Origin of the sequence: Pseudomonas sp. 10-1B (assembly GCF_000935045.1) — a bacterium.
In the GTDB taxonomy this organism is placed as follows: Bacteria; Pseudomonadota; Gammaproteobacteria; order Pseudomonadales; family Pseudomonadaceae; genus Aquipseudomonas.
Map to the genome: position 1 here is coordinate 1 of NZ_JYKS01000066.1, position 22,091 is coordinate 22,091.

Annotated in this window: 24 protein-coding genes; 1 reads left to right on the top strand and 23 read right to left on the bottom strand. The window is 60.3% G+C overall.

Annotation, left to right across the window (positions count from 1 at the left end; translation table 11 throughout):
* Positions 1 to 151: 151 nt before the first annotated feature.
* The 7 genes from fdhE to TZ03_RS26070 form a co-directional block, all read right to left on the bottom strand.
* On the bottom strand, positions 152 to 1,072 hold the full coding sequence (gene fdhE, locus TZ03_RS26035) for a formate dehydrogenase accessory protein FdhE (RefSeq protein WP_051101238.1): 921 nt from the start codon (positions 1,070 to 1,072) through the stop codon (positions 152 to 154).
* Positions 1,073 to 1,076: 4 nt separating this feature from the next.
* A complete protein-coding gene (locus TZ03_RS26040) occupies positions 1,077 to 1,733 on the bottom strand; it encodes a formate dehydrogenase subunit gamma (protein ID WP_051101239.1) in 657 nt (218 codons plus the stop codon).
* Positions 1,730 to 2,680, bottom strand: a complete 951-nt coding sequence (gene fdxH, locus TZ03_RS26045; RefSeq protein WP_051101240.1) for a formate dehydrogenase subunit beta — start codon at positions 2,678 to 2,680, stop codon at positions 1,730 to 1,732. Before fdxH ends, TZ03_RS26040 begins: the two co-directional genes overlap by 4 nt.
* Positions 2,680 to 5,748 (bottom strand): formate dehydrogenase-N subunit alpha, encoded by a 3,069-nt coding sequence (fdnG, locus tag TZ03_RS26050; protein WP_152645543.1) that lies wholly within the window; start codon positions 5,746 to 5,748, stop codon positions 2,680 to 2,682. Before fdnG ends, fdxH begins: the two co-directional genes overlap by 1 nt.
* A gap of 1,004 nt (positions 5,749 to 6,752) precedes the next feature.
* Complete coding sequence (locus tag TZ03_RS26060) at positions 6,753 to 7,208, bottom strand: hypothetical protein (protein WP_051101243.1); 456 nt, start codon at positions 7,206 to 7,208, stop codon at positions 6,753 to 6,755.
* 205 nt (positions 7,209 to 7,413) lie between these two features.
* On the bottom strand, positions 7,414 to 7,953 hold the full coding sequence (locus TZ03_RS26065) for a single-stranded DNA-binding protein (protein WP_051101244.1): 540 nt from the start codon (positions 7,951 to 7,953) through the stop codon (positions 7,414 to 7,416).
* A gap of 9 nt (positions 7,954 to 7,962) precedes the next feature.
* On the bottom strand, positions 7,963 to 9,357 hold the full coding sequence (locus tag TZ03_RS26070; RefSeq protein WP_051101245.1) for an MFS transporter: 1,395 nt from the start codon (positions 9,355 to 9,357) through the stop codon (positions 7,963 to 7,965).
* A gap of 129 nt (positions 9,358 to 9,486) precedes the next feature.
* Between TZ03_RS26070 and uvrA the strand changes: the two genes are divergently transcribed.
* A complete protein-coding gene (gene uvrA / locus TZ03_RS26075; protein WP_051101246.1) occupies positions 9,487 to 12,321 on the top strand; it encodes an excinuclease ABC subunit UvrA in 2,835 nt (944 codons plus the stop codon).
* A 118-nt stretch (positions 12,322 to 12,439) separates the two neighbouring features.
* Here uvrA and bfr read toward each other — a convergent pair whose 3' ends face one another.
* The 16 genes from bfr to rpsN form a co-directional block, all read right to left on the bottom strand.
* Complete coding sequence (gene bfr / locus TZ03_RS26080; protein ID WP_051101247.1) at positions 12,440 to 12,904, bottom strand: bacterioferritin; 465 nt, start codon at positions 12,902 to 12,904, stop codon at positions 12,440 to 12,442.
* A 163-nt stretch (positions 12,905 to 13,067) separates the two neighbouring features.
* On the bottom strand, positions 13,068 to 14,507 hold the full coding sequence (locus TZ03_RS26085) for a catalase (RefSeq protein WP_051101248.1): 1,440 nt from the start codon (positions 14,505 to 14,507) through the stop codon (positions 13,068 to 13,070).
* A 172-nt stretch (positions 14,508 to 14,679) separates the two neighbouring features.
* Positions 14,680 to 15,066, bottom strand: coding sequence for a 50S ribosomal protein L17 (gene rplQ / locus TZ03_RS26090; RefSeq protein ID WP_003255451.1), 387 nt, complete (start codon positions 15,064 to 15,066; stop codon positions 14,680 to 14,682).
* A gap of 42 nt (positions 15,067 to 15,108) precedes the next feature.
* On the bottom strand, positions 15,109 to 16,110 hold the full coding sequence (locus TZ03_RS26095) for a DNA-directed RNA polymerase subunit alpha (protein ID WP_003255452.1): 1,002 nt from the start codon (positions 16,108 to 16,110) through the stop codon (positions 15,109 to 15,111).
* A 22-nt stretch (positions 16,111 to 16,132) separates the two neighbouring features.
* Positions 16,133 to 16,753, bottom strand: coding sequence for a 30S ribosomal protein S4 (gene rpsD / locus TZ03_RS26100; RefSeq protein WP_003257114.1), 621 nt, complete (start codon positions 16,751 to 16,753; stop codon positions 16,133 to 16,135).
* A 15-nt stretch (positions 16,754 to 16,768) separates the two neighbouring features.
* A complete protein-coding gene (rpsK, locus tag TZ03_RS26105) occupies positions 16,769 to 17,158 on the bottom strand; it encodes a 30S ribosomal protein S11 (RefSeq protein ID WP_003255454.1) in 390 nt (129 codons plus the stop codon).
* An 18-nt stretch (positions 17,159 to 17,176) separates the two neighbouring features.
* Positions 17,177 to 17,533 carry a 30S ribosomal protein S13 gene (rpsM, locus tag TZ03_RS26110; RefSeq protein ID WP_012316515.1) on the bottom strand — a complete coding sequence of 119 codons (357 nt, stop codon included), beginning with the start codon at positions 17,531 to 17,533 and terminating at the stop codon, positions 17,177 to 17,179.
* 131 nt (positions 17,534 to 17,664) lie between these two features.
* Positions 17,665 to 17,781: a 50S ribosomal protein L36 gene (gene rpmJ, locus TZ03_RS26115; protein WP_002555468.1), complete on the bottom strand. Its 117-nt coding sequence runs from the start codon at positions 17,779 to 17,781 to the stop codon at positions 17,665 to 17,667.
* Between the two features lie 28 nt (positions 17,782 to 17,809).
* Complete coding sequence (gene secY / locus TZ03_RS26120; protein ID WP_003255459.1) at positions 17,810 to 19,141, bottom strand: preprotein translocase subunit SecY; 1,332 nt, start codon at positions 19,139 to 19,141, stop codon at positions 17,810 to 17,812.
* Complete coding sequence (gene rplO / locus TZ03_RS26125) at positions 19,142 to 19,576, bottom strand: 50S ribosomal protein L15 (RefSeq protein ID WP_003257107.1); 435 nt, start codon at positions 19,574 to 19,576, stop codon at positions 19,142 to 19,144.
* Positions 19,577 to 19,579: 3 nt separating this feature from the next.
* Positions 19,580 to 19,756, bottom strand: a complete 177-nt coding sequence (gene rpmD, locus TZ03_RS26130; protein ID WP_003255463.1) for a 50S ribosomal protein L30 — start codon at positions 19,754 to 19,756, stop codon at positions 19,580 to 19,582.
* A 2-nt stretch (positions 19,757 to 19,758) separates the two neighbouring features.
* Positions 19,759 to 20,259, bottom strand: coding sequence for a 30S ribosomal protein S5 (gene rpsE / locus TZ03_RS26135; protein WP_003255465.1), 501 nt, complete (start codon positions 20,257 to 20,259; stop codon positions 19,759 to 19,761).
* Positions 20,260 to 20,262: 3 nt separating this feature from the next.
* The gene (rplR, locus tag TZ03_RS26140) at positions 20,263 to 20,613 is read right to left on the bottom strand and encodes a 50S ribosomal protein L18 (protein WP_009681973.1); all 351 of its coding nucleotides are present in this window, start codon (positions 20,611 to 20,613) and stop codon (positions 20,263 to 20,265) included.
* A 10-nt stretch (positions 20,614 to 20,623) separates the two neighbouring features.
* Positions 20,624 to 21,157 (bottom strand): 50S ribosomal protein L6, encoded by a 534-nt coding sequence (gene rplF, locus TZ03_RS26145; protein ID WP_009681972.1) that lies wholly within the window; start codon positions 21,155 to 21,157, stop codon positions 20,624 to 20,626.
* Between the two features lie 12 nt (positions 21,158 to 21,169).
* Positions 21,170 to 21,562 carry a 30S ribosomal protein S8 gene (gene rpsH / locus TZ03_RS26150; RefSeq protein WP_009681971.1) on the bottom strand — a complete coding sequence of 131 codons (393 nt, stop codon included), beginning with the start codon at positions 21,560 to 21,562 and terminating at the stop codon, positions 21,170 to 21,172.
* Between the two features lie 210 nt (positions 21,563 to 21,772).
* On the bottom strand, positions 21,773 to 22,078 hold the full coding sequence (rpsN, locus tag TZ03_RS26155; RefSeq protein WP_009681970.1) for a 30S ribosomal protein S14: 306 nt from the start codon (positions 22,076 to 22,078) through the stop codon (positions 21,773 to 21,775).
* Positions 22,079 to 22,091 lie beyond the last annotated feature (13 nt).

Sequence of the window (22,091 nt, forward strand, 5' to 3'; positions counted from 1 at the left end):
GTACTACCTTGGACTGATCCGTTGTCTGTTTTGGCCCTTTCGCGGTCATGCCCGCTCCCACAGGGTTCTCCACAGGCCTCGGGGCCGGCATAGGTCCTTGTGGGAGCGGGCGTGCCCGCGAAGAAGGCAACTCGGTCTTTCAGTGTAGACACTACCCAGGCGCGAGCATCAGATTGGGAGCCAACCGATGGAAGCCCTCCTCGTCCAGGCGGATATCCAGCGCCAGGCTGGCCAGATCATCGGCCAGCGGCTCCGCCGCCGCATCGTTTTCCAGGTAGTTCTGCTTCAGGTAGCTTTCGCACCCTGGGCAGCACTCGGCCCGTAGCGGTGCCTTGCCCGGTGCATGGCGGTCATCCTCGAGGCTGGTGTAGCGCAGGTCCTTGCTCGATTCGCAGTACACGCACTTGACCCGCACCACATGCCATTCACAGGCACACAGTGAACAGGCCAGGTAGCGCAGACCATTGTGTTTGCCACGGTTGCGCACCACCCCAGCCATCGCCGGCGAACCACACGCCGGGCACTGCGCCAGGCTGCCAGCGGGTTTCAGCTCGGGTGTCGGCAGCGCCAGCAGCCAGCTGGACCAGGCAGCCTGCAGCGCGGCCCCCAGGAACGGCACCAATGCTGCGGGCACCGCATCGTACTGGCCAGCCAGCAAGGCAATGCCCCAACCCTTGCGCTGGTTGTCATCACTGCTTCGCAGCACTTGCAACGCCTCGCCCAGTGGGCCGTTGGCCACATCGACGAGGTGTTCGAGCAACGCCTGCAACCAGACCAGCCAGGGCCCTTCGCGCACCAGGCTGTCAGCCGCCAGCGGCGGCAACCCATGACTTATGCACAGGCGCTGACGCTCCTCGGCCACCGGTAAACTGCCAGGCGGGTTATCCACAAGCCGCTGCTGAACGCGACACAGTTGCGCAATCAAGCGCAGGTAGTCGCCAAGCGCATTGCCCTCGGCCAACTGCTCCAGGCGTGCGGCGCGCAGTTCGAACAGGTTGGCGGGCGGCAGGTGCAGAAACGGCGGCATCACCGCCGACGCTTCGATCTGCCCAGGTTCGAGTATCGTGCTCAAGTGCTCATCCTTCTTTTCGTCCGTGATTGCTCGGCGTTTTATCGCCGGTCACTTCGCGGTACCACAACTCATGATGCTTGCGTGCCCAGGCCCGGCTGACCCAGCCATGCAGCATGGCGCCGACCGAGCCCTTGATCCAGATACCGGCGTAGATGTGCACGATGATGCTGAGGATCAGCACGAAGCCCGCCAACGCATGGGCAAGCGACGCCAGGCGAATCGAGCCGATGTCGAAGAAATGGCTGAAATAGGCACGCCAGATCACCACGCCGCTAAGCAACAACACCAACATGCACAGCAACAGCGTCCAGAACAACAGCTTCTGCCCGGCGTTGTACTTGCCGATCGGTGGCACGCCCTCTTCCTTGTTGAGCATCACTCGATCGATGCGGCGCAGCCACAGGCGGTCGTTGGCGGTGATGAAGTTGGCGCGCCAGAAACGCAGCACCAGGCCGAGGAAGAACACGAACATCGCCACCCCGAGGAACGGGTGCAAGATGCGTGTCCAAGGGCCGCCACCGAACAGGTGGCTGAGCCAGAACATCGCCGGGTGGAACAGCGCCAGCCCGGACAGCCCGGCCGTCACGAACAGGATGGCGACGATCCAGTGGTTGGTCCGCTCGTTGGCGTTGTAGCGCAGGATGGGTTTGTTGTCGTTCATGGCCGCTGCTCCCCTTGGCCGGCAGGCTTGGTCGGGTCATAGACGTGCACCGACGGGTCCACCTGGTGCACGCCGTCGTCCGCTGGCGCCGGGTGTTCGTCTTCCTCGACCCGCTGCGGGCCAACCCGCACGTAGTGGAAGAACCCGGCCAGCACCGCCGCGCCCATGGCCAGTAGCGCCAACGGCTTGGTGAAGCCCTTCCACAACCCCACCAGCGGGCTGATCACCGGCTGGTCCGGCAGGCCGGCGTACAGCTTTGGCGTGTCGGCATGATGCAGCACGTACATCACGTGGGTGCCGCCGACACCGTCCGGGTCATACAGCCCGGCCTTGTCGTAGCCCCGCGACTTGAGGTCGACGATGCGCTCGGCGGCATGCACCTTCATCTCGTCCTTGCTGCCGAACACGATCGCCCCGGTCGGGCAGGTTTTCACGCAGGCCGGCTCCAGGCCGACGGTCACACGATCGGAACACAGGGTGCACTTGTACGCCTTGTGGTCCTTCTGCGAGATGCGCGGGATATTGAACGGGCAGCCGGTGATGCAGTAGCCGCAACCGATGCAGTGGTCCTGGTTGAAGTCGACGATGCCGTTGGCGTGCTTGATGATCGCCCCCGGGCTCGGGCAGGCCTTGAGGCAACCTGGGTCGGCGCAGTGCATGCAGCCATCCTTGCGGATCAGCCACTCCAGGTTGCCGTCGTCGCGCTCGTGCTCGGTGAAGCGCATCAGGGTCCAGGTCTCGGCGGTGAGGTCCTGGGGGTTGTCGTAGGTGCCGTGGTTGTGGCCGACCTCGTCACGCAGTTCGTTCCACTCCGAACATGCCACCTGGCAGGCCTTGCAGCCAATGCACTTGGTGGTGTCGATCAGCTTGGCGACTTCCTGCTGCTGGCGTACCGAAGGCGGTACGGTGGTGGTGGCCGAGCGGGCGATGATGTCTTGGCTGGCCATCAGAGTTTCTCCACTTTGACGAGGAACGACTTGGACTCTGGCGTCTGCGTGTTGCCGTCACCCAGGAATGGCACCAGGGTATTGGTCAGGTAGCCATGCCGCGTAGACCCGGTGAAGCCCCAATGCAGCGGGATGCCGATCTGGTGCACAGTCTGGTTGTTGACCTGTAGCGGGCGAATCCGCTTGGTCACCACCGCCACCGCATCGATGTGCCCGCGCTTGCTCGACACCCGCACCCGGTCACCGGCCTTGATGCCCTTCTCGTTGGCCAGCACCTCGCCGATCTCGACGAACTGCTCGGGCTGGATAATGGCGTTGAGCGGGCAATGCTTGCTCCAGAAGTGGAAGTGCTCGGTCAGCCGGTACGTGGTCGCCGCGTATGGGAACTCGTCGTGCTTGCCGAGGGTGTCCCACACCGAGTCGAAGACCCGCCCGGCCGGGTTGCTGGTGGCCTTCTTGTTCTGCGGGTGCAGCGGGTTGATGCCAATCGGCGTCTCGAATGGCTCGTAGTGCTCGGGGAACGGGCCTTCGGCCATCTTGTCGATGGCGAAGAAGCGCGCCACGCCTTCGGGGTTCATGATGAACGGGTTCATCCCCGCCTCCGGTGGCGAGTCGACCTTGAAGTCGGGCACGTCGGTGCCGGTCCAGGCCTTGCCGTTCCACCACACCAGGCGCTTCTTCTCCGGGTCCCACGGTTTGCCTTGCGGGTCGCTGGAGGCGCGGTTGTAGAGGATGCGGCGGTTGGCCGGCCAGGCCCAGGCCCAGTTCTGCACCTGGTGCATGCCGTACGGGTCGCTGTTGTCGCGGCGGGCCATCTGGTTGCCCTGCTCGGTCCAGCAGCCGGTGAAGATCCAGCAACCCGATGCGGTGCTGCCGTCGTCCTTGAGCTGGCCGAAGCCTGCCAGTTGCTGGCCTGCCTTGATTAGCGCACCGGTCGGGTCGGTGACGTCGGCCACCGCCCAGCCGTTCATCTCCTTGGCCAGCTCCTCCGGCGACGGCTCTTCAGGGATCTTGTACGGCCAGCTGATGTTCATCATCGCGTCTGGGTAGGCACCGCCCTCGGCCTGGTAGCGTTGCCGCAGGCGCAGGAACAGCTCGCTCATGATGTGTACGTCGGTGCGGGTTTCGCCCGGGCCGTCGGCGCCCTTCCAGTGCCACTGCAACCAGCGGCTGCTGTTGACCAGCGAGCCGTCTTCCTCGGCGAAGCAGGTGGTGGGCAGGCGAATCACTTCGGTCTGGATATTGGCCGTTTCGACATCGTTGAACGGCCCGGCGTTGCGCCAGAACTCCGAGGTTTCGGTGGCCAGCGGATCCATGACCACCAGCCACTTGAGCTTGCCCAGCGCCGCGGTCACGCGGTTCTTGTCCGGCAGCGCGGCAATCGGGTTGAAGCCCTGACACATGTAGCCGTTGACCTTGCCCTGGCCCATCATCTCGAACATGCGTAGCACGTCATAGGCCGGCACATCGAGCTTGGGCAGCCAGTCGTAGCCCCAGTTGTTTTCAGCCGTGGCGTTGGCGCCATACCAAGCTTTCATCAGGCTGACGTGAAACTTGCCGTAGTTCTGCCAATACGACAGTTGTCCCGGACGCAGTGGCTTGGAGGCGCGCTTGTCGATGAACGCGGCGTAGTCCTGCTCGGCATCGCCGGCCAGGGTCAGGTAGCCCGGCAACGAGTTGGACAGCAGGCCGAGGTCGGTCAGGCCCTGGATGTTGGAGTGCCCGCGCAAGGCGTTGACCCCGCCACCCGGCATGCCGACGTTACCTAGCAGCAGCTGGACCATGGCCGCACTGCGGATGATCTGCGCACCGATCGAGTGCTGCGTCCAGCCCAGCGCGTAGAGGATCGTCATGGTCTTGCCCGGCACCGAGCAGGTGGCGATCTCTTCCCAGATTTTCAGCATGGCGTCCTGCGGCATGCCACAGGTCATGCTCGCCAGTTCCGGGGTATAGCGGCTGTAATGCTGCTTCATCAGCTGGAACACGCAGCGCGGGTGCTGCAGGGTCGGGTCGACCTTGGCAAAACCGTCCTCACCCAGCTCGTAGCCCCAGCCGGATTTGTCGGCATATACGCGCTTGGCCTCGTCGTAGCCGCTGAACAGCCCGTCCTCGAAGCCATAGTTCTCTTTGACGATGAACGACACGTCGGTGTAGTTGCGCACGTATTCGTGCTGGATCTTGTCGTTGCTCAGCAGGTAATTGATCAGCCCGCCCATGAAGGCGATGTCGGTCCCGGTACGGATCGGCGCGTAGTAGTCCGCCACCGAAGCGGTACGGGTAAACCGCGGGTCGACCACGATCAGCCGCGCCTGATTGTGCGCCTTGGCCTCGGTCACCCATTTGAAGCCGCACGGATGCGCTTCTGCTGCGTTGCCACCCATCACCAGGACCAGATTCGCGTTGGCGATATCGGACCAGTGGTTGGTCATGGCGCCACGGCCATACGTCGGGGCAAGACTTGCCACCGTCGGGCCATGTCAGACACGTGCCTGGTTATCGAACCCCAGCATGCCTGTTGCGCGGATGACCTTGTGGGTCAGGTAGCCAGCCTCGCTGGAGGCGGCGGAGGCAGCGAGAAAACCGGTGGTGAGCCAGCGGTTGACCGTTTGCCCCTGGGCGTTCTTCTCGATGAAGTTGGCGTCGCGGTCCTGCTTCATCAGGTCGGCGACGCGGTCGAGCGCCTCGTCCCAGCTGACCCGCACCCACTCGTTGCTGCCCGGCTTGCGCATCTCGGGGTACTTGAGACGGCTGGGGCTGTGGATGAAGTCGAGCAGGCCGGCGCCTTTCGGGCACAGGGTGCCGCGGTTGACCGGGTGGTCGGCGTCGCCTTCGATGTGGATGATGTTCTGTTTGACGTTCTTGCCCGCGTCACCCTGGCTGTACAGGATCAGGCCGCAGCCGACCGAGCAGTACGGGCAGGTGTTACGGGCTTCTTTGGTGTGCGCCAGCTTGAAGTGGCGCACCTGCTCGGCGAAGGCAGGTGTCGGGGCCATGCCCAACGCCGCAAGGCTCGAGCCTCCAAGGCCGACGGCGGCGACCTTGAAGAATTGCCGACGGTTCAGGTCCATCGTGCACTCCTGATCAGGTTTGGACGCTCGGAACATAGCCGGCGCCTCTTGAGTAATCACGGTGGCGGCTTTTTGATGGCCGCCAATGGATAAGACTAGTCAAGAAACGAGAAGGTGCGATGACATGGGTCAGTGGCAGACACTGTTGCTGGCGCTACCTGTGCAAAGCACCGTGCTCAGGCCCGAGCCTAAGCGCTATTCCTGTGGGAGATCACACAGCCCTGCAGGGCTGCGCTGTCGCGCAGAGAACTCAATTCGTAAGCGCGACGCGGCCTGTGTGGGAGATTCTATGGTTTCTGGCAATGGCATCAGGGTTGCCAGTGCTCGCCGCGGCATCTTCAGCGCCTGTGAGATCGAGCGCCGCGCGGGCGGCGCTCGATCTCAAAGGCGCTGCATATCTTGTGGCAAACACTTGTCAGCCCTGATGCGGCCTCTGTGGGAGCGGGCGTGTCGAGGGACGAACCACCGCGAAGAATCCAACGCGGTGGCTGGCACCGGCTGCGCCGGTGTTCGCGGGCGCGCCCGCTCCCACAGGGCCCCTGCTAAATCAATAAGTTATGTGTTGTTCTATGAGAGATCACCCAGCCCTTCCGGGCTGCGCTATCGCGCAGCAAACAGGATGCGCATGACTTTAGATCTGCGCTGACATCGAGATCTAGAAAAGCATTCGACAACTGATCCGGGTAGGTCAGCCGCCGAATGCTTTGCTATGGTTCCCAATGCGCAGGAAAGAGGCCGTAGACCGCACTGGTGTGCAGCTTTGCTCCCGAATGAGAGAGTGGCCCAAATGGTATCGGCGTTAGTCCCTGTCGGCACAGCTTGCTGTGACCATATCAACATTTTCAGATGCTTCCTACACAGGATGGCTACCCATAATAAAACCAGAGCAGTCGCCCTGGATTTGGCGTTCGCACAGGCGGCACTCGAAAACGGAACATTACCGCAATGGTCGAAATGGACATCAAAGTAGCGGCGTTCACATTACTCGTGTATCGACTGATTATTTAGTGGATGGATATATTGAATGTGTCGCCTTCCAGATAACGCAGTTGAGCTTCGCCGCTGACATCTTTCCCGTCATGAGCGAGAAGCTTGTAGCGCGTCAACAGAAACACTTCTCGGCTAACAGCCTTTTTTGCATAAAGGTGAGTCCCCAAAGCAAATAGAGCTCCACCCACAGTGAATATCGGACCTGGATACATCTCTACGTATTGAAATAAGGTTGGACCCGTGACCCTGTTATAGGTAATCGTCTCAGGGCCGAAAACCATCGTGCCGAAACCCACCAGGGCAATCAAGGCACCTACCGCCATCACGAAGCCTCCGGAGTATCCTGCCCCTTCATTGCAACCTTCGAGATATGCTGCATAGTCCTCACTGAATCCAGGGACCTGATAGGTCCCTGCCGAATCCTTCAGCGTTATATGCTTTTGAACTAACTCTTCATTGTCTGATTGCATGATCCACTCCTTTGAAAAGCGTGGATACTAAACAATCGCGACAATAAATAGTTGACGCAAGACCAGCTTCAGAAATGCCTTACAAGAAAAAAAGGTATTTCATGGGAATTATAGAAGTCCTGGCATCATCACCTTGCGCCAAGGAAAAAAAACCCAAGGCAGTTGCCCTGGGTTTCTGGTCTAGCTAGACGTCTGACTGTTCTGATCAGAACGGAATATCGTCATCAAAGCTGTCAAAGTCAGCCGCCGGCTGTGGGGCTGGCTGCTGCGGCGCCGGGCGCTGAGGGGCCTGTTGCGGGCGCGGGGCCTGCTGGCGTGGGGCCTGGTTGTACTGCTGCTGGCCACCGCCGTAGTTGCCGCCACCCTGGTTGTACGGGTCGCCGCCCTGCTGCTGGTTCTGCGGACGGCCGCCGAGCAGCTGCATGGTGCCGTTGATGTCGACGATGATCTCGGTGGTGTAGCGCTTGATACCGTCTTTTTCCCACTCGCGGGTCTGCAGCTTGCCTTCGATGTAGCACTGCGAACCCTTGCGCAGGTACTCGCCAGCGATTTCGGCAACCTTGCCGAACAGCGACACACGGTGCCACTCGGTACGCTCGACCTTCTGGCCCGACTGCTTGTCGGTCCACTGCTCGCTGGTGGCCAGGCTCAGGTTGGTCACGGCGTTACCGTTGGGCAGGTAGCGGACTTCGGGATCCTGGCCACAAGTGCCGACCAGAATGACTTTGTTAACCCCACGGGCCATAACGTTCTCCTAGGCTTCGCACGCCGAAGAGGCCGGGTTCACCAGGCGCTCGAGGGTCGTACGGTCCAAAATTTTCGTATCCAGTTTGATATAGATGGCGGCTTCTTCTGCCACCACAACGGCGTCGGTCACACCCGGCACGGCCATCAGACGCTCGCTCAGGCCGGCTTCCCGGACTGCCTCGGGCGTCAGTGGCATGCGCAGGCTGGTCACATAGGGCGGCTCGTTCATGCCCAAGGCGACGACCAACCAGATGGCACACAGTACCGCGCAACCGAGAAACACCGTGCTCAGCCCGCCGTGCTGGAACAACCAGCCACCGAGGATTCCTCCCAGGGCAGCACCGAGGAACTGGCTGGTGGAGTAAACCCCCATTGCCGTCCCCTTGCCACCTGCAGGCGACACCTTGCTCACCAGTGAAGGCAACGACGCCTCCAGCAGGTTGAATGCAGTGAAGAATACCACGGTGCCGATCACCAGTCCGCGCAAACCGTCAGCCCACTGCCAGAAGAACACCTCGACCAGCAGCAACACACTGACCGCCCCGGCCAGCACACGTTTCATCTTGCGCTTTTTTTCGCCGTAGATGATGAACGGGACCATTGCAAAAAATGAGATGAGCAACGCGGTCAGGTACACCCACCAGTGCTGCTCCTTCGGCAGGCCGCCGCGCTCGACGAAGGCCAATGGCAACGCGACGAAGCTGGCCATGAGGATGGCGTGGAGAACGAAAATGCCCACGTCCAGGCGCAGGAGGTCCGGGTGGCGCAGGGTCGGGCCGATGGCCTGGCGTGCCACGCCCGACTCGCGATGCTGCAGGATGCTGTGCGTGTTGGGCACGACGAAGGCGATCAGCAGGATACCGACCAAGGCAAGTCCTGCCGTGGCCAGGAACAATCCTGACAAACCAAAGGCTCTTGTCAGCAATGGGCCGACGACCATGGCGACGGCGAACGACAGGCCGATGCTCATGCCGATCATGGCCATGGCCTTGGTCCGGTGTTGCTCGCGGGTGAGGTCGGACAGCAATGCCATGACTGCGGCGGAAATCGCCCCGGCGCCCTGCAGGATACGCCCGGCGATCACGCCCCAGATGGAGTCGGCCTGGGCGGCCAACACACTGCCCAGGGCAAACACCACCAGCCCCAGGTAAATCACCGGCCGGCGGCCGATGCGGTCGGAAATCATCCCGAACGGGATCTGCAATACCGCCTGGGTCAGGCCGTAGGCACCAATGGCCAGGCCAATCAACGCAGGCGTGGCACCGGCCAGGTCCATGCCGTAGGTAGCCAGCACCGGCAAGACCATGAACATGCCCAGCATACGAAAGGCAAAGACCAGGGCCAGGCCACCAGCAGCACGGGTTTCGCCGCTGCTCATGCGCTCGTTGTGGGTGTCGTGCATGGATTAACCTCGTGTGAACCGGCGGCGATTCTATCAGTCCGACAGCTTGACGGCATCTACGCGACGCTTTGCCGCGTCATACTGGCGCGCCGTATACTTCCTTGTTTATGCCCGCCGAGCGAGGCCGCAGTGGACAAGATCCTGATTCGTGGGGCACGTACCCACAACCTGAAGAACATCGACCTGACCCTGCCCCGGGACAAGCTGATCGTGATCACCGGCCTGTCCGGTTCCGGCAAGTCGTCCCTGGCGTTCGACACCCTGTACGCCGAAGGCCAGCGCCGCTATGTGGAATCGCTGTCGGCCTACGCCCGGCAGTTCCTGTCGATGATGGAAAAGCCTGACGTCGACACCATCGAAGGCCTGTCGCCGGCCATTTCCATCGAGCAGAAGTCGACCTCGCACAACCCGCGCTCCACGGTCGGCACCATCACCGAAATTTACGACTACCTGCGCCTGCTGTACGCCCGCGTCGGCACCCCACGCTGCCCGGACCACGATATCCCGCTGGAGGCGCAAACGATCAGCCAGATGGTCGACCTGGTGCTGGAGCGCCCGGAAGGCAGCAAGCTGATGCTGCTGGCACCGGTAGTGCGCGAGCGCAAGGGCGAGCACCTGGCAGTATTCGACGAACTGCGCGCCCAGGGCTTCGTGCGCGCCCGGGTCAACGGCAAGCTCTACGAGCTCGACGAACTGCCCAAGCTGGACAAGCAGAAGAAGCACAGCATCGATGTGGTGGTGGACCGCTTCAAGGTCCGTGCCGACCTGCAACAGCGCCTGGCCGAGTCGTTCGAGACCGCGCTGAAACTGGCCGACGGCATCGCCCTGGTGGCGCCGATGGACGACGAACAAGGCGAAGAGATGATCTTCTCCGCGCGCTTCGCCTGCCCGGTGTGCGGCCATGCCATCAGCGAGCTGGAGCCGAAGCTGTTTTCCTTCAACAACCCCGCCGGTGCCTGCCCGACCTGCGACGGCCTGGGAGTGAAGCAGTTCTTCGACACCAAGCGCCTGGTCAATGCCGAACTCACCTTGGCCGAGGGCGCGATCCGCGGCTGGGACCGGCGCAATGTGTATTACTTCCAGATGCTCGGCTCGCTGGCCGCACATTACGGCTTCAGCCTGGAGGAACCGTTCGGCCAGCTGTCGGCCGAGCACCAGAAGGTGATCCTGCAGGGCAGCGGCAAGCAGAGCGTCGACTTCAAGTACCTCAACGACCGTGGCGACATCGTCAAGCGCTCGCACCCGTTCGAGGGCATCGTGCCGAACCTGGAGCGCCGCTACCGCGAAACCGAGTCGGCCACCGTGCGAGAAGAACTGGCCAAGTTCCTCGGCACCCAGCCCTGCCCGGATTGCCGTGGCACTCGTCTGCGCCGTGAGGCGCGTCACGTGTGGGTGGGCGAGAAAACCCTGCCGGCGGTGACCAACATGCCGATCGGCGATGCCAGTGGGTATTTCGCCGGCCTCACACTGACAGGCCGCCGTGGCGAGATCGCGGCGAAGATCCTCAAGGAAATCTGTGAGCGCCTGCAATTCCTGGTCAACGTCGGCCTCGACTACCTGACCCTGGACCGCAGCGCCGAGACGTTGTCTGGCGGTGAAGCCCAGCGTATTCGCCTGGCCAGCCAGATCGGCGCCGGCCTGGTGGGGGTGATGTACATCCTCGATGAGCCGTCCATCGGCCTTCATCAACGCGACAACGACCGCCTGCTGGCCACCCTCAACCACCTGCGCGACCTGGGCAACACGGTGATCGTGGTGGAACACGACGAGGACGCCATTCGCTTGGCCGACTACGTGGTGGATATCGGCCCAGGGGCCGGCGTGCATGGCGGGCAGATCGTCGCCGAGGGCTCGCCGCAGGAGGTCATGGACCACCCCGACTCGCTGACCGGCAAGTACCTGTCCGGGCGCAAGAAGATCGTCGTGCCGGCCAAGCGCACGCCGCGCAACAAGAAGCTGCAGCTCAAGCTCAAGGGCGCGCGCGGCAACAACCTGCAGAACGTCGACCTGGAAGTGCCAATCGGCCTGCTGACCTGCGTGACCGGGGTGTCCGGCTCGGGCAAGTCGACGCTGATCAACAACACCCTGTTCCCCCTCGCCGCCACTGCCCTCAATGGCGCAAGCAGCCTGGAAGCGGCAGCGCACAGCAGCATGGACGGCCTGCAGCACCTGGACAAGGTGGTGGATATCGACCAGAGCCCGATCGGCCGCACTCCGCGTTCGAACCCGGCGACCTACACCGGCATCTTCACGCCGATCCGCGAGCTGTTCTCCGGCGTGCCGGAATCGCGCTCGCGCGGTTATGGCCCGGGGCGGTTCTCGTTCAACGTCAAGGGTGGCCGTTGCGAGGCCTGCCAGGGCGATGGCCTGATCAAGGTGGAGATGCACTTCCTGCCGGACATCTATGTGCCGTGCGACGTGTGCAAGAGCAAGCGCTACAACCGCGAAACCCTGGAGATCAAGTACAAGGGCAAGAACATCCACGAGGTGCTGGAAATGACCATCGAGGATGCGCGTGAGTTCTTCGATGCAGTACCGGCGCTGGCGCGCAAGCTGCAGACGTTGATGGACGTGGGCCTGTCATACATCAAGCTGGGGCAATCGGCGACCACGCTGTCTGGCGGCGAGGCACAGCGGGTGAAGCTGTCACGCGAGCTGTCCAAGCGCGATACCGGCAAGACCCTGTACATCCTCGACGAGCCGACCACAGGCCTGCACTTTGCCGATATCCAGCAGTTGCTGGACGTGCTGCATCGCCTGCGGGACCACGGCAATACCGTGGTGGTGATTGAGCACAACCTGGATGTGATCAAGACTGCAGACTGGCTGGTGGACCTGGGGCCGGAAGGCGGCTCCAAGGGTGGGCAGATCATTGCCTGCGGTACGCCGGAAGAACTGAGCGAGATGAAACAGTCCTATACCGGGCATTACCTGAAACCGCTGTTGGAGCGGGATCGCGCGTAAGGCTTTGGGGGCGCTTTGCGCCCCTTTCGCGACACAAGGCCGCTCCCACAGGGAAATGCAATCCTCCGGTGGGAGCGGCCTTGTGTCGCGAAAGGGCTGCAAAGCAGCCCCGGCTTTTTTACATCTGCGACTGCAGGTAGTTTTCCAGGCCAATGGCCTTGATCAGACCCTGCTGCTTCTCCAGCCAGTAGGTGTGATCTTCTTCGGTATCCGCCAGTTGCGCACGCAGGATGTCGCGGCTGATGTAGTCCTTGTGCAGCTCGCACAGCTCGATACCTTTGCACAGCGCGGCACGTACCTTGTACTCGAGCTTGAGATCGGCCTCGATCATTTCCGGCACGGTGCTGCCTACGTGCAGGTCATCCGCGCGCATGTCAGGGGTGCCTTCGAGCATGAGGATGCGACGCATCAGGGCATCGGCGTGCTGCGTCTCTTCCTCCATCTCGTGATTGATGCGCTCGTAGAGCTTGGACAGGCCCCAGTCTTCGTACATACGCGAGTGAATGAAGTACTGGTCGCGCGCCGCCAGTTCGCCCTTCAGCAGCGTAACGAGGTAGTTGATTACGTCCGGGTGACCTTGCATCGCCCTGCTTCTCCATGTGAAAACGTCTATGCCACATAGTGTGAACCAGCTTTTGCCTGCGGTCACTGAAAAACGCGCAATTAGATGCAAAAAATCGGCTAAACAGTAGTGATATTCATTGAAAAACCGCCCAAATGAGGGCGGTTCTCCTTATCACTTCGACTTAGCCGAGATTGATGCCCAGCGCCTTGGCGATACCTTCGCCGTAGGCCGGGTCAGCCTTGAAGAAGTACTGCAGTTGGCGCTGGATCACGTCTGCGCTGACGCCTGCCATGGTACCGGCGATATTGCTGATCAACAGCGCCTTCTGCTCATCGTTCATCAGGCGGAACAGTGCGCCGGCGTGGCTGTAATAGTCGGTGTCCTCGCGGTGGTCGTAGCGGTCTGCCGCACCATTCAGTGCCAGTGCAGGCTCAGCATGGCGTGGCGACTGCTTCGGCGCATCAGCGTAGCTATTGGGCTCGTAGTTCGGCGCGCTGCCGTAACTGCCAGTGGCCATGGAGCCGTCGCGCTGATAGCTGTTTACCGGGCAGCGTGGCGCGTTCACCGGCAATTGTTGGTGATTGGTCCCTACACGGTAGCGGTGTGCGTCAGCGTAGGCGAATACGCGGCCTTGCAGCATGCGGTCCGGCGACAGGCCGACACCCGGCACCATATTGCTCGGCCCGAATGCAGCCTGCTCGACCTCGGCAAAGTAGTTGAGTGGGTTGCGATTGAGTTCAAGCACGCCCACCTCGATCAGCGGATAGTCCTTCTGCGACCAGGTCTTGGTCACGTCGAAGGGGTTTTCGTCGCGGCTGGCGGCCTCGGCTTCGCTCATCACCTGGATGCATACCGTCCAGCGAGGGTAATCACCACGCTCGATGGCCTCGAACAGGTCGCGCTGGGCGTAGTCCGGGTCGCTACCTGCCAGGCGTGCGGCATCTGCCGGGGCGAGGTTCTTGATGCCTTGCTGGGTCTTGAAGTGCCACTTGACCCAGGTGCGCTCACCCTTGGCATTGATCAGGCTGTAGGTGTGGCTACCGAAGCCGTGCATGTGACGATAGCCGTCCGGAATGCCGCGGTCAGAGAACAGGATGGTGACCTGGTGCAGCGCCTCTGGGGAGTGCGACCAGAAATCCCACATCATCTGGGCGTTCTTCAGGTTGGATTGCGGGTGGCGCTTCTGGGTGTGGATAAAGTCCGGGAACTTCAGCGGGTCGCGAATGAAGAACACCGGCGTGTTGTTACCGACGATGTCCCAGTTGCCTTCCTCGGTGTAGAACTTGACGGCGAAGCCACGTGGGTCGCGCTCGGTATCCGCAGAGCCACGCTCGCCACCAACGGTGGAGAAACGCAGGAAGGTCTCGGTCTGTTTACCGACTGCCTCAAACAACTTGGCACTGGTGTAGCCAGTGATGTCGCGAGTGACGGTAAAGGTGCCATAGGCGCCCGAACCCTTGGCATGGACGCGGCGCTCAGGAATGTTCTCGCGATTGAAATGGGCGAGCTTCTCGATCAGATGAAAGTCGTCGAGCAGCAGCGGGCCACGCGGGCCGGCGGAGCGGGAGTTCTGGTTGTCGGCTACAGGTGCACCGCTGGCGGTGGTGAGAATCTTGCTCATGGGCTCTCCTTATCAGTCTTCAAGCGCCGGCTAATCGGCTTAGGAGAGAGTATTGACGAGCAAGGTTACAGGGACAAATTCATTACATGACTTATATCAATAGAAATAAATAATACATACAAAAACAAAAAACCGGGCACTAGGCCCGGTTTTTTGTAGCAGACAGAACGTCTTACTCAGCAGCTTCTACAGCACCGCCGACCGGACGATCAACCAGCTCGACGTACGCCATAGGAGCGTTGTCGCCAGCGCGGAAACCGCACTTCAGGATGCGCAGGTAGCCGCCCTGACGGGTGGCGTAACGCTTGCCCAGGTCGTTGAACAGCTTGCCAACAGCGGACTTCGAACGGGTACGGTCGAAGGCCAGACGACGGTTAGCTACGCTGTCTTCCTTGGCCAGGGTGATCAGCGGCTCGGCAACGCGGCGCAGTTCCTTGGCTTTCGGCAGGGTGGTTTTGATCAGCTCGTGCTCGATCAGCGACACTGCCATGTTCTGGAACATAGCCTTGCGGTGAGAGCTGGTACGGCTCAGGTGACGTCCACTTTTACGATGACGCATGATTCATTCCTTACCAAACACTACGTTCGGTGATTACGACGATCAGGCGGTCGCCTTGTCGTCTTTCTTAAGACTTGCAGGCGGCCAGTTGTCGAGGCGCATGCCGAGAGACAGACCACGAGAGGCCAGGACGTCCTTGATTTCAGTCAGGGACTTCTTGCCCAGGTTAGGAGTCTTCAACAGCTCTACTTCGGTACGCTGAATCAGGTCGCCGATGTAGTAGATGTTCTCCGCCTTGAGGCAGTTGGCCGAACGTACAGTCAGTTCCAGGTCGTCAACCGGACGCAGCAGGATCGGATCGATCTCGTCTTCCTGCTCGACTACGACAGGCTCGCTGTCACCTTTGAGGTCGACGAACGCGGCCAACTGCTGTTGCAGGATGGTCGCAGCGCGGCGGATAGCCTCTTCAGGATCCAGAGTGCCGTTGGTTTCCAGATCAATGACCAGCTTGTCCAGGTTGGTACGCTGTTCAACACGGGCGTTCTCGACCACATAGGCGATACGACGCACCGGGCTGAACGAAGCGTCCAACTGCAGACGGCCAATGCTACGGCTTTCGTCTTCGTCGGTTTGACGGGAGTCAGCCGGCTCGTAACCACGACCACGAGCTACGGTGAGCTTCATGTTCAGGGCGCCGTTCGACGCCAGGTTCGCGATTACGTGATCGGGGTTGACGATCTCGACATCGTGATCCAGCTGAATATCGGCAGCGGTAACCACCCCCGAACCCTTTTTCGACAAGGTCAGCGTAACTTCGTCACGACCGTGCAGTTTGATAGCCAGGCCTTTCAGGTTCAACAGGATTTCAATGACGTCTTCCTGTACACCTTCGATCGCGGAGTACTCGTGGAGTACGCCATCGATCTCGGCCTCGACTACTGCACAGCCAGGCATGGAGGACAACAGGATGCGGCGCAGCGCGTTGCCCAGGGTATGGCCGAAACCACGCTCGAGAGGCTCGAGCGTGATCTTGGCGCGGGTCGGACTGACTACCTGCACATCAATGTGGCGGGGAGTCAGGAACTCATTTACCGAAATCTGCATGGATGCACCTATTTTCTAGCCCTTACTTGGAGTAGAGCTCGACAATCAGGTTCTCGTTGATGTCGGCAGACAGGTCGCTGCGAGCAGGAACGTTCTTGAAAACGCCCGACTTTTTGGCAGCATCCACGTCAACCCACTCAACGCGGCCACGCTGGGCGCACAGTTCAAGGGCTTGAACAATGCGCAGCTGGTTCAGCGACTTCTCGCGAACCGCGACCACGTCACCCGGACGAACTTGGTAGGATGGAATGTTTACAGTCTTACCGTTGACGCTGATCGCTTTGTGCGAAACCAGCTGACGGGACTCGGAACGAGTCGAGCCGAAGCCCATACGGTAGACGACGTTATCCAGACGGCACTCGAGCAGTTGCAGCAGGTTCTCACCGGTTGCGCCTTTTTTCGAGGCTGCAGCCTGGTAGTAACCGCGGAACTGACGCTCCAGAACACCGTAGATACGACGAACTTTTTGCTTCTCGCGCAGCTGGGTACCGTAGTCGGACTGACGGCCACGGCGCTGGCCGTGGATACCTGGGGCTGCTTCGATGTTGCACTTCGATTCCAGAGCGCGAACGCCGCTCTTCAGGAACAGGTCAGTGCCTTCACGACGAGACAGTTTGCATTTTGGACCAATGTAACGTGCCATTTATCTGTCTCCTGATTACACGCGACGCTTCTTCGGCGGACGGCACCCGTTGTGCGGGATTGGCGTCACGTCGGTGATGCTGGCGATCTTGTAGCCGCAGCTGTTCAGTGCACGAACGGCGGACTCACGACCTGGACCTGGACCCTTGACGTTAACGTCGAGGTTCTTCAGACCGTATTCCAGCGCAGCTTGACCAGCACGCTCAGCAGCGATCTGAGCTGCGAACGGGGTGGATTTGCGCGAACCACGGAAACCCGAACCACCGGAGGTCGCCCAGGACAAAGCATTGCCCTGACGGTCGGTGATGGTCACGATGGTGTTGTTGAAAGAAGCATGGATGTGGGCGATGCCATCAACCACTGTCTTTTTGACTTTCTTACGAGGACGAGCAGCAGGTTTTGCCATGTCTATATTCCTGGGCGATTACTTGCGGATCGGCTTACGCGGGCCCTTACGGGTGCGTGCGTTGGTCTTGGTGCGCTGACCGCGAACCGGCAGACCTTTACGATGACGCAGGCCGCGGTAGCAACCCAGGTCCATCAAGCGCTTGATCTTCATGTTGACGTCACGACGCAGGTCACCTTCGGTGGTGAACTTCGCGACTTCGCCACGCAGGGTTTCGATTTGCTCGTCGCTCAGATCCTTGATCTTTGCGGCTGGGTTTACACCAGCGTCTGCGCAGATCTTCTGCGCAGTTGTGCGACCGACACCATAGATGTAGGTCAGCGAGATAACAGTATGCTTGTTATCTGGAATGTTGACGCCTGCAATACGGGCCATTCAGTGGGACTCCAATTGACAGCTACCTACGCCCCGGAAGCCAAGAAATAGGGCGCGAGATAATATCGCTGTAGAAACGAATAATCAACCCAGCAGCACACTAGCTGCTGGGTTTGAAGCGCAGATCACACTCAGCCTTGGCGCTGTTTGTGACGCGGTTCCGCGCTGCAGATCACACGTACGACGCCTTCGCGACGGATGATCTTGCAGTTACGGCACAGCTTTTTCACCGATGCACGAACTTTCATTACCGACTCCTCGAACCTTAGGGGCGTATCAGCGCAGCAGACCGCTGCCACCGTAGCCTTTCAGGTTGGCTTTCTTCATCAGGGATTCGTACTGGTGCGAAACGAGGTGCGATTGTACTTGGGACATGAAGTCCATCACAACCACTACCACAATCAGCAACGAGGTCCCGCCAAGGTAGAACGGCACATTTGCCGCCACCACCAGGAACTGGGGCAGAAGGCAGACGGCCATCATGTAAAGAGCACCGAACATGGTCAAACGGGTCAGAACGCCATCAATGTAGCGTGCCGACTGCTCACCAGGACGGATACCCGGAATAAAGGCACCGGACTTCTTCAGGTTTTCCGCTACGTCTTTCGGGTTGAACATCAGCGCTGTGTAGAAGAAGCAGAAGAAAATGATCCCTGCACTAAACAGCAAAATGTTCAACGGCTGACCAGGAGCGATCGACTGCGAGATGTCCTGCAGCCAGCCCATACCTTCGGACTGACCGAACCAGGCACCCAGCGAAGCCGGGAACAGCAGAATGCTGCTCGCGAAAATGGCCGGGATAACCCCCGCCATGTTCACCTTCAGCGGCAAGTGGCTGGTCTGCGCAGCGAAGACCTTACGGCCCTGCTGACGCTTGGCGTAGTGAACGGCGATACGACGCTGACCACGCTCGATGAACACCACGAAACCGATAATCGCTACTGCCAGCAAACCGATAGCGACCAGGGCGAAAATGTTGATATCGCCTGTGCGTGCAGACTCGAAAGACTGCCCGATTGCTCTCGGAAGACCGGCAACGATACCTGCGAAGATCAACATCGAGATACCGTTGCCCACACCGCGCTCGGTGATCTGCTCGCCCAGCCACATCATGAACATCGCGCCTGCCACGAAGGTGGAGACGGCAACGACATGGAAGCCCAGGCCCGCAGAAAACGCCACGCCCTGGTTGGCCAGGCCAATGGACATGCCAATGGCTTGAACCAGTGCCAGGATAACGGTGCCGTAGCGGGTGTACTGGCTGATCTTGCGACGGCCAGCTTCACCTTCCTTCTTCAACTGCTCCAGTTGCGGGCTGACCGCAGTCATCAGCTGCATGATGATCGATGCCGAGATGTACGGCATGATCCCCAGTGCAAAGATGCTCATGCGCTCGAGCGCGCCACCGGAAAACATGTTGAACAAGCTAAGAATGGTCCCCTCATTCTGCCGAAACAGATCCGCCAGACGGTCCGGATTGATGCCAGGAACCGGGATATGCGCACCTATCCGATAGACGATGATCGCCATGAACAGAAAGCGCAGACGAGCCCAGAGTTCCGACATCCCGCCCTTACCGAGCGAAGAGAGAGCACCTTGCTTAGCCATTTATTCCTCGAACTTGCCGCCAGCTGCTTCGATAGCCGCACGCGCACCCTTGGTGGCTGCGATACCCTTGATGGTGACTGCGCGAGTGACTTCGCCAGACAGCATGATTTTCACGCGCTGTACGTTCTGGCCGATCACGTTGGCATCCTTCAGGGATTGCACGGAGATCACGTCGCCTTCCACCTTGGCCAGCTCGGACAGACGCACTTCGGCGCGGTCCATGGCTTTCAGGGAAACGAAGCCGAACTTCGGCAGACGACGGTGCAGCGGCTGTTGACCGCCTTCGAAGCCAGGAGCGATCGAACCACCCGAACGGGAAGTCTGACCTTTGTGGCCACGGCCGCCGGTCTTACCCAGACCGCTACCGATACCACGACCTGGACGATGCTTCTCGCGACGGGAACCCGGCGCTGGACTCAGATCATTGAGTTTCATCGATTAACCCTCGACCTTCAGCATGTAGTAAGCCTTGTTGATCATCCCGCGGTTCTCGGGAGTATCCTGGACTTCTACAGTGTGACCGATGCGACGCAGACCCAGGCCTTTAACGCACAGCTTGTGGTTAGGCAGGCGGCCCGAGACGCTCTTGATCAGCGTTACTTTTACGGTTGCCATGATCAGAAGATCTCCTCGACGCTCTTGCCGCGCTTGGCAGCAATGGATTCAGGAGATTGCATGGCTTTCAGGCCCTTGAAGGTGGCGTAAACCACGTTCACAGGGTTGGTCGAACCGTAGCACTTGGCCAGAACGTTCTGAACACCAGCAACTTCCAGGACAGCACGCATTGCGCCACCGGCGATGATACCGGTACCTTCCGAGGCAGGCTGCATGTAAACCTTCGAGGCGCCGTGGGCGGCCTTGGTGGCGTACTGCAGGGTGGTGCCCTTCAGGTCAACCTGGATCATGTTGCGGCGAGCAGCTTCCATGGCTTTCTGGATCGCGGCAGGTACTTCGCGCGACTTGCCACGGCCGAAGCCAACACGACCTTTACCATCACCTACCACGGTCAGCGCGGTGAAGGTGAAGATACGGCCGCCTTTTACGGTTTTGGCAACGCGGTTAACTTGAACCAGCTTCTCGATGTAGCCTTCGTCGCGCTTTTGATCGTTATTTGCCATAACTTAGAACTCCAGCCCGCCTTCACGAGCAGCATCAGCCAGCGCTTTGACGCGGCCATGGTACTTGAAGCCGGAACGGTCAAAGGCAACTTGAGATACACCGGCGGCTTTCGCGCGCTCAGCTACCAGCTTGCCAACCTTAGTGGCCGCGTCGATGTTGCCAGTGGCGCCATCACGCAGTTCTTTGTCCAAGGTCGAGGCGCTTGCCAGAACCTTGCTGCCGTCGGCCGAAATGACCTGGGCGTAGATGTGCTGCGAGGAGCGGAACACGCACAGGCGCACGACTTCGAGTTCGTGCATCTTGAGGCGTGCTTTGCGAGCGCGACGCAGTCGAATAACTTTTTTGTCGGTCATTTGCTAGGCCCTACTTCTTCTTGGCTTCTTTACGACGGACTACTTCGTCCGCGTAACGCACACCCTTGCCTTTGTAAGGCTCTGGCGGACGGAAGTCGCGGATTTCAGCGGCCACCTGACCCACCAGCTGCTTGTCGATACCCTTGATCAGGATGTCGGTCTGGCTAGGGGTTTCAGCGGTGATACCGGCTGGCAGTTCGTAGTCCACTGGGTGCGAGAAGCCCAGGGCCAGGTTCAGGACGGTGCCCTTGGCCTGTGCCTTGTAACCAACACCGACCAGCTGGAGCTTGCGCTCGAAGCCTTGGCTTACGCCCTGGACCATGTTGTTCACCAGAGCGCGGGTGGTACCGGCCATGGCGCGAGCTTGCTGATCACCGTTGCGAGCGACGAAACGCAGCTCGCCAGACTCTTCGGTAACTTCAACAGACGAGTGAACGTTCAGTTCGAGAGTGCCTTTGGCACCCTTCACCGAAAGCTGCTGGCCGGCGAATTTGACTTCGACGCCTGCTGGCAGCTTAACGGGGTTCTTAGCGACGCGAGACATGCCTATCTCCCCTTAGAACACTGTGCACAGAACTTCGCCGCCGACACCGGCAGCGCGCGCAGCGCGATCAGTCATCACACCTTTGTTGGTGGAGACGATAGACACGCCCAGGCCGCCACGTACTTTCGGCAGCTCTGCGACGGACTTGTACTGGCGCAGGCCTGGACGGCTGGAGCGCTTCAGTTCCTCGATGACCGGACGGCCTTCGAAGTACTTCAGTTCGATCGACAGGGAAGGCTTGGCCTCACCAGTTACCTGGTAGCCAGCGATGTAACCTTCGTCCTTCAGAACTTTGGCAACCGCGACCTTCAAAGTGGAGGAAGGCATGCTTACGACGGACTTTTCAGCCATCTGGGCATTACGGATGCGAGTTAGCATGTCCGCTAACGGGTCCTGCATACTCATGGGCTAGATGCTCCTGATACAAGAATTATTAGCCTTGCGGCTATCACAACCACCCGAGCAGGCAGGGCAAAAAACCCCAGGCTCAGGTGAGCCGGTCATTCTAGACACAAGGCAGAAACGAAACAAGCCCCATATAGGGGCTTGTTTGTTGGCGAGGTCACCGGCGGTCGGAAGATTGCTCCCCTTGCGCCGGGATTCTGCCTGCAGCGATTACCAGGAGGCCTTGACCAGACCTGGTACGTCACCGCGCATTGCAGCTTGACGCAGCATGTTACGGCCCAGGCCGAACTTACGGTATACACCGTGAGGACGACCGGTCAGGCGGCAACGGTTGCGCAGGCGCGAGGCGCTAGCGTCACGTGGCTGCTTCTGCAGAGCGACAACGGCAGCGAAACGCTCTTCTGGAGAGGCGTTGACGTTGACGATGGTCGCTTTCAGCTCAGCACGCTTCTTAGCGAACTTGGCTACCGTGAGCTGACGCTTCAGCTCGCGGTTCTTCATGCTCTTCTTGGCCATTTTCCTACTCCAA

Coding starts and splice junctions, on each gene's coding strand:
- TZ03_RS26040 (WP_051101239.1), bottom strand. CDS start 1,733: ATGAACGACAACAAACCCATCCTGCGCTACAACGCCAACGAGCGGACC.
- fdxH (WP_051101240.1), bottom strand. CDS start 2,680: ATGGCCAGCCAAGACATCATCGCCCGCTCGGCCACCACCACCGTACCG.
- TZ03_RS26060 (WP_051101243.1), bottom strand. CDS start 7,208: ATGCAATCAGACAATGAAGAGTTAGTTCAAAAGCATATAACGCTGAAG.
- TZ03_RS26065 (WP_051101244.1), bottom strand. CDS start 7,953: ATGGCCCGTGGGGTTAACAAAGTCATTCTGGTCGGCACTTGTGGCCAG.
- TZ03_RS26070 (WP_051101245.1), bottom strand. CDS start 9,357: ATGCACGACACCCACAACGAGCGCATGAGCAGCGGCGAAACCCGTGCT.
- bfr (WP_051101247.1), bottom strand. CDS start 12,904: ATGCAAGGTCACCCGGACGTAATCAACTACCTCGTTACGCTGCTGAAG.
- TZ03_RS26085 (WP_051101248.1), bottom strand. CDS start 14,507: ATGAGCAAGATTCTCACCACCGCCAGCGGTGCACCTGTAGCCGACAAC.
- rplQ (WP_003255451.1), bottom strand. CDS start 15,066: ATGCGTCATCGTAAAAGTGGACGTCACCTGAGCCGTACCAGCTCTCAC.
- TZ03_RS26095 (WP_003255452.1), bottom strand. CDS start 16,110: ATGCAGATTTCGGTAAATGAGTTCCTGACTCCCCGCCACATTGATGTG.
- rpsD (WP_003257114.1), bottom strand. CDS start 16,753: ATGGCACGTTACATTGGTCCAAAATGCAAACTGTCTCGTCGTGAAGGC.
- rpsK (WP_003255454.1), bottom strand. CDS start 17,158: ATGGCAAAACCTGCTGCTCGTCCTCGTAAGAAAGTCAAAAAGACAGTG.
- rpsM (WP_012316515.1), bottom strand. CDS start 17,533: ATGGCCCGTATTGCAGGCGTCAACATTCCAGATAACAAGCATACTGTT.
- rpmJ (WP_002555468.1), bottom strand. CDS start 17,781: ATGAAAGTTCGTGCATCGGTGAAAAAGCTGTGCCGTAACTGCAAGATC.
- secY (WP_003255459.1), bottom strand. CDS start 19,141: ATGGCTAAGCAAGGTGCTCTCTCTTCGCTCGGTAAGGGCGGGATGTCG.
- rplO (WP_003257107.1), bottom strand. CDS start 19,576: ATGAAACTCAATGATCTGAGTCCAGCGCCGGGTTCCCGTCGCGAGAAG.
- rpmD (WP_003255463.1), bottom strand. CDS start 19,756: ATGGCAACCGTAAAAGTAACGCTGATCAAGAGCGTCTCGGGCCGCCTG.
- rpsE (WP_003255465.1), bottom strand. CDS start 20,259: ATGGCAAATAACGATCAAAAGCGCGACGAAGGCTACATCGAGAAGCTG.
- rplR (WP_009681973.1), bottom strand. CDS start 20,613: ATGACCGACAAAAAAGTTATTCGACTGCGTCGCGCTCGCAAAGCACGC.
- rplF (WP_009681972.1), bottom strand. CDS start 21,157: ATGTCTCGCGTCGCTAAGAACCCCGTTAAGCTGCCAGCAGGCGTCGAA.
- rpsH (WP_009681971.1), bottom strand. CDS start 21,562: ATGAGTATGCAGGACCCGTTAGCGGACATGCTAACTCGCATCCGTAAT.
- rpsN (WP_009681970.1), bottom strand. CDS start 22,078: ATGGCCAAGAAGAGCATGAAGAACCGCGAGCTGAAGCGTCAGCTCACG.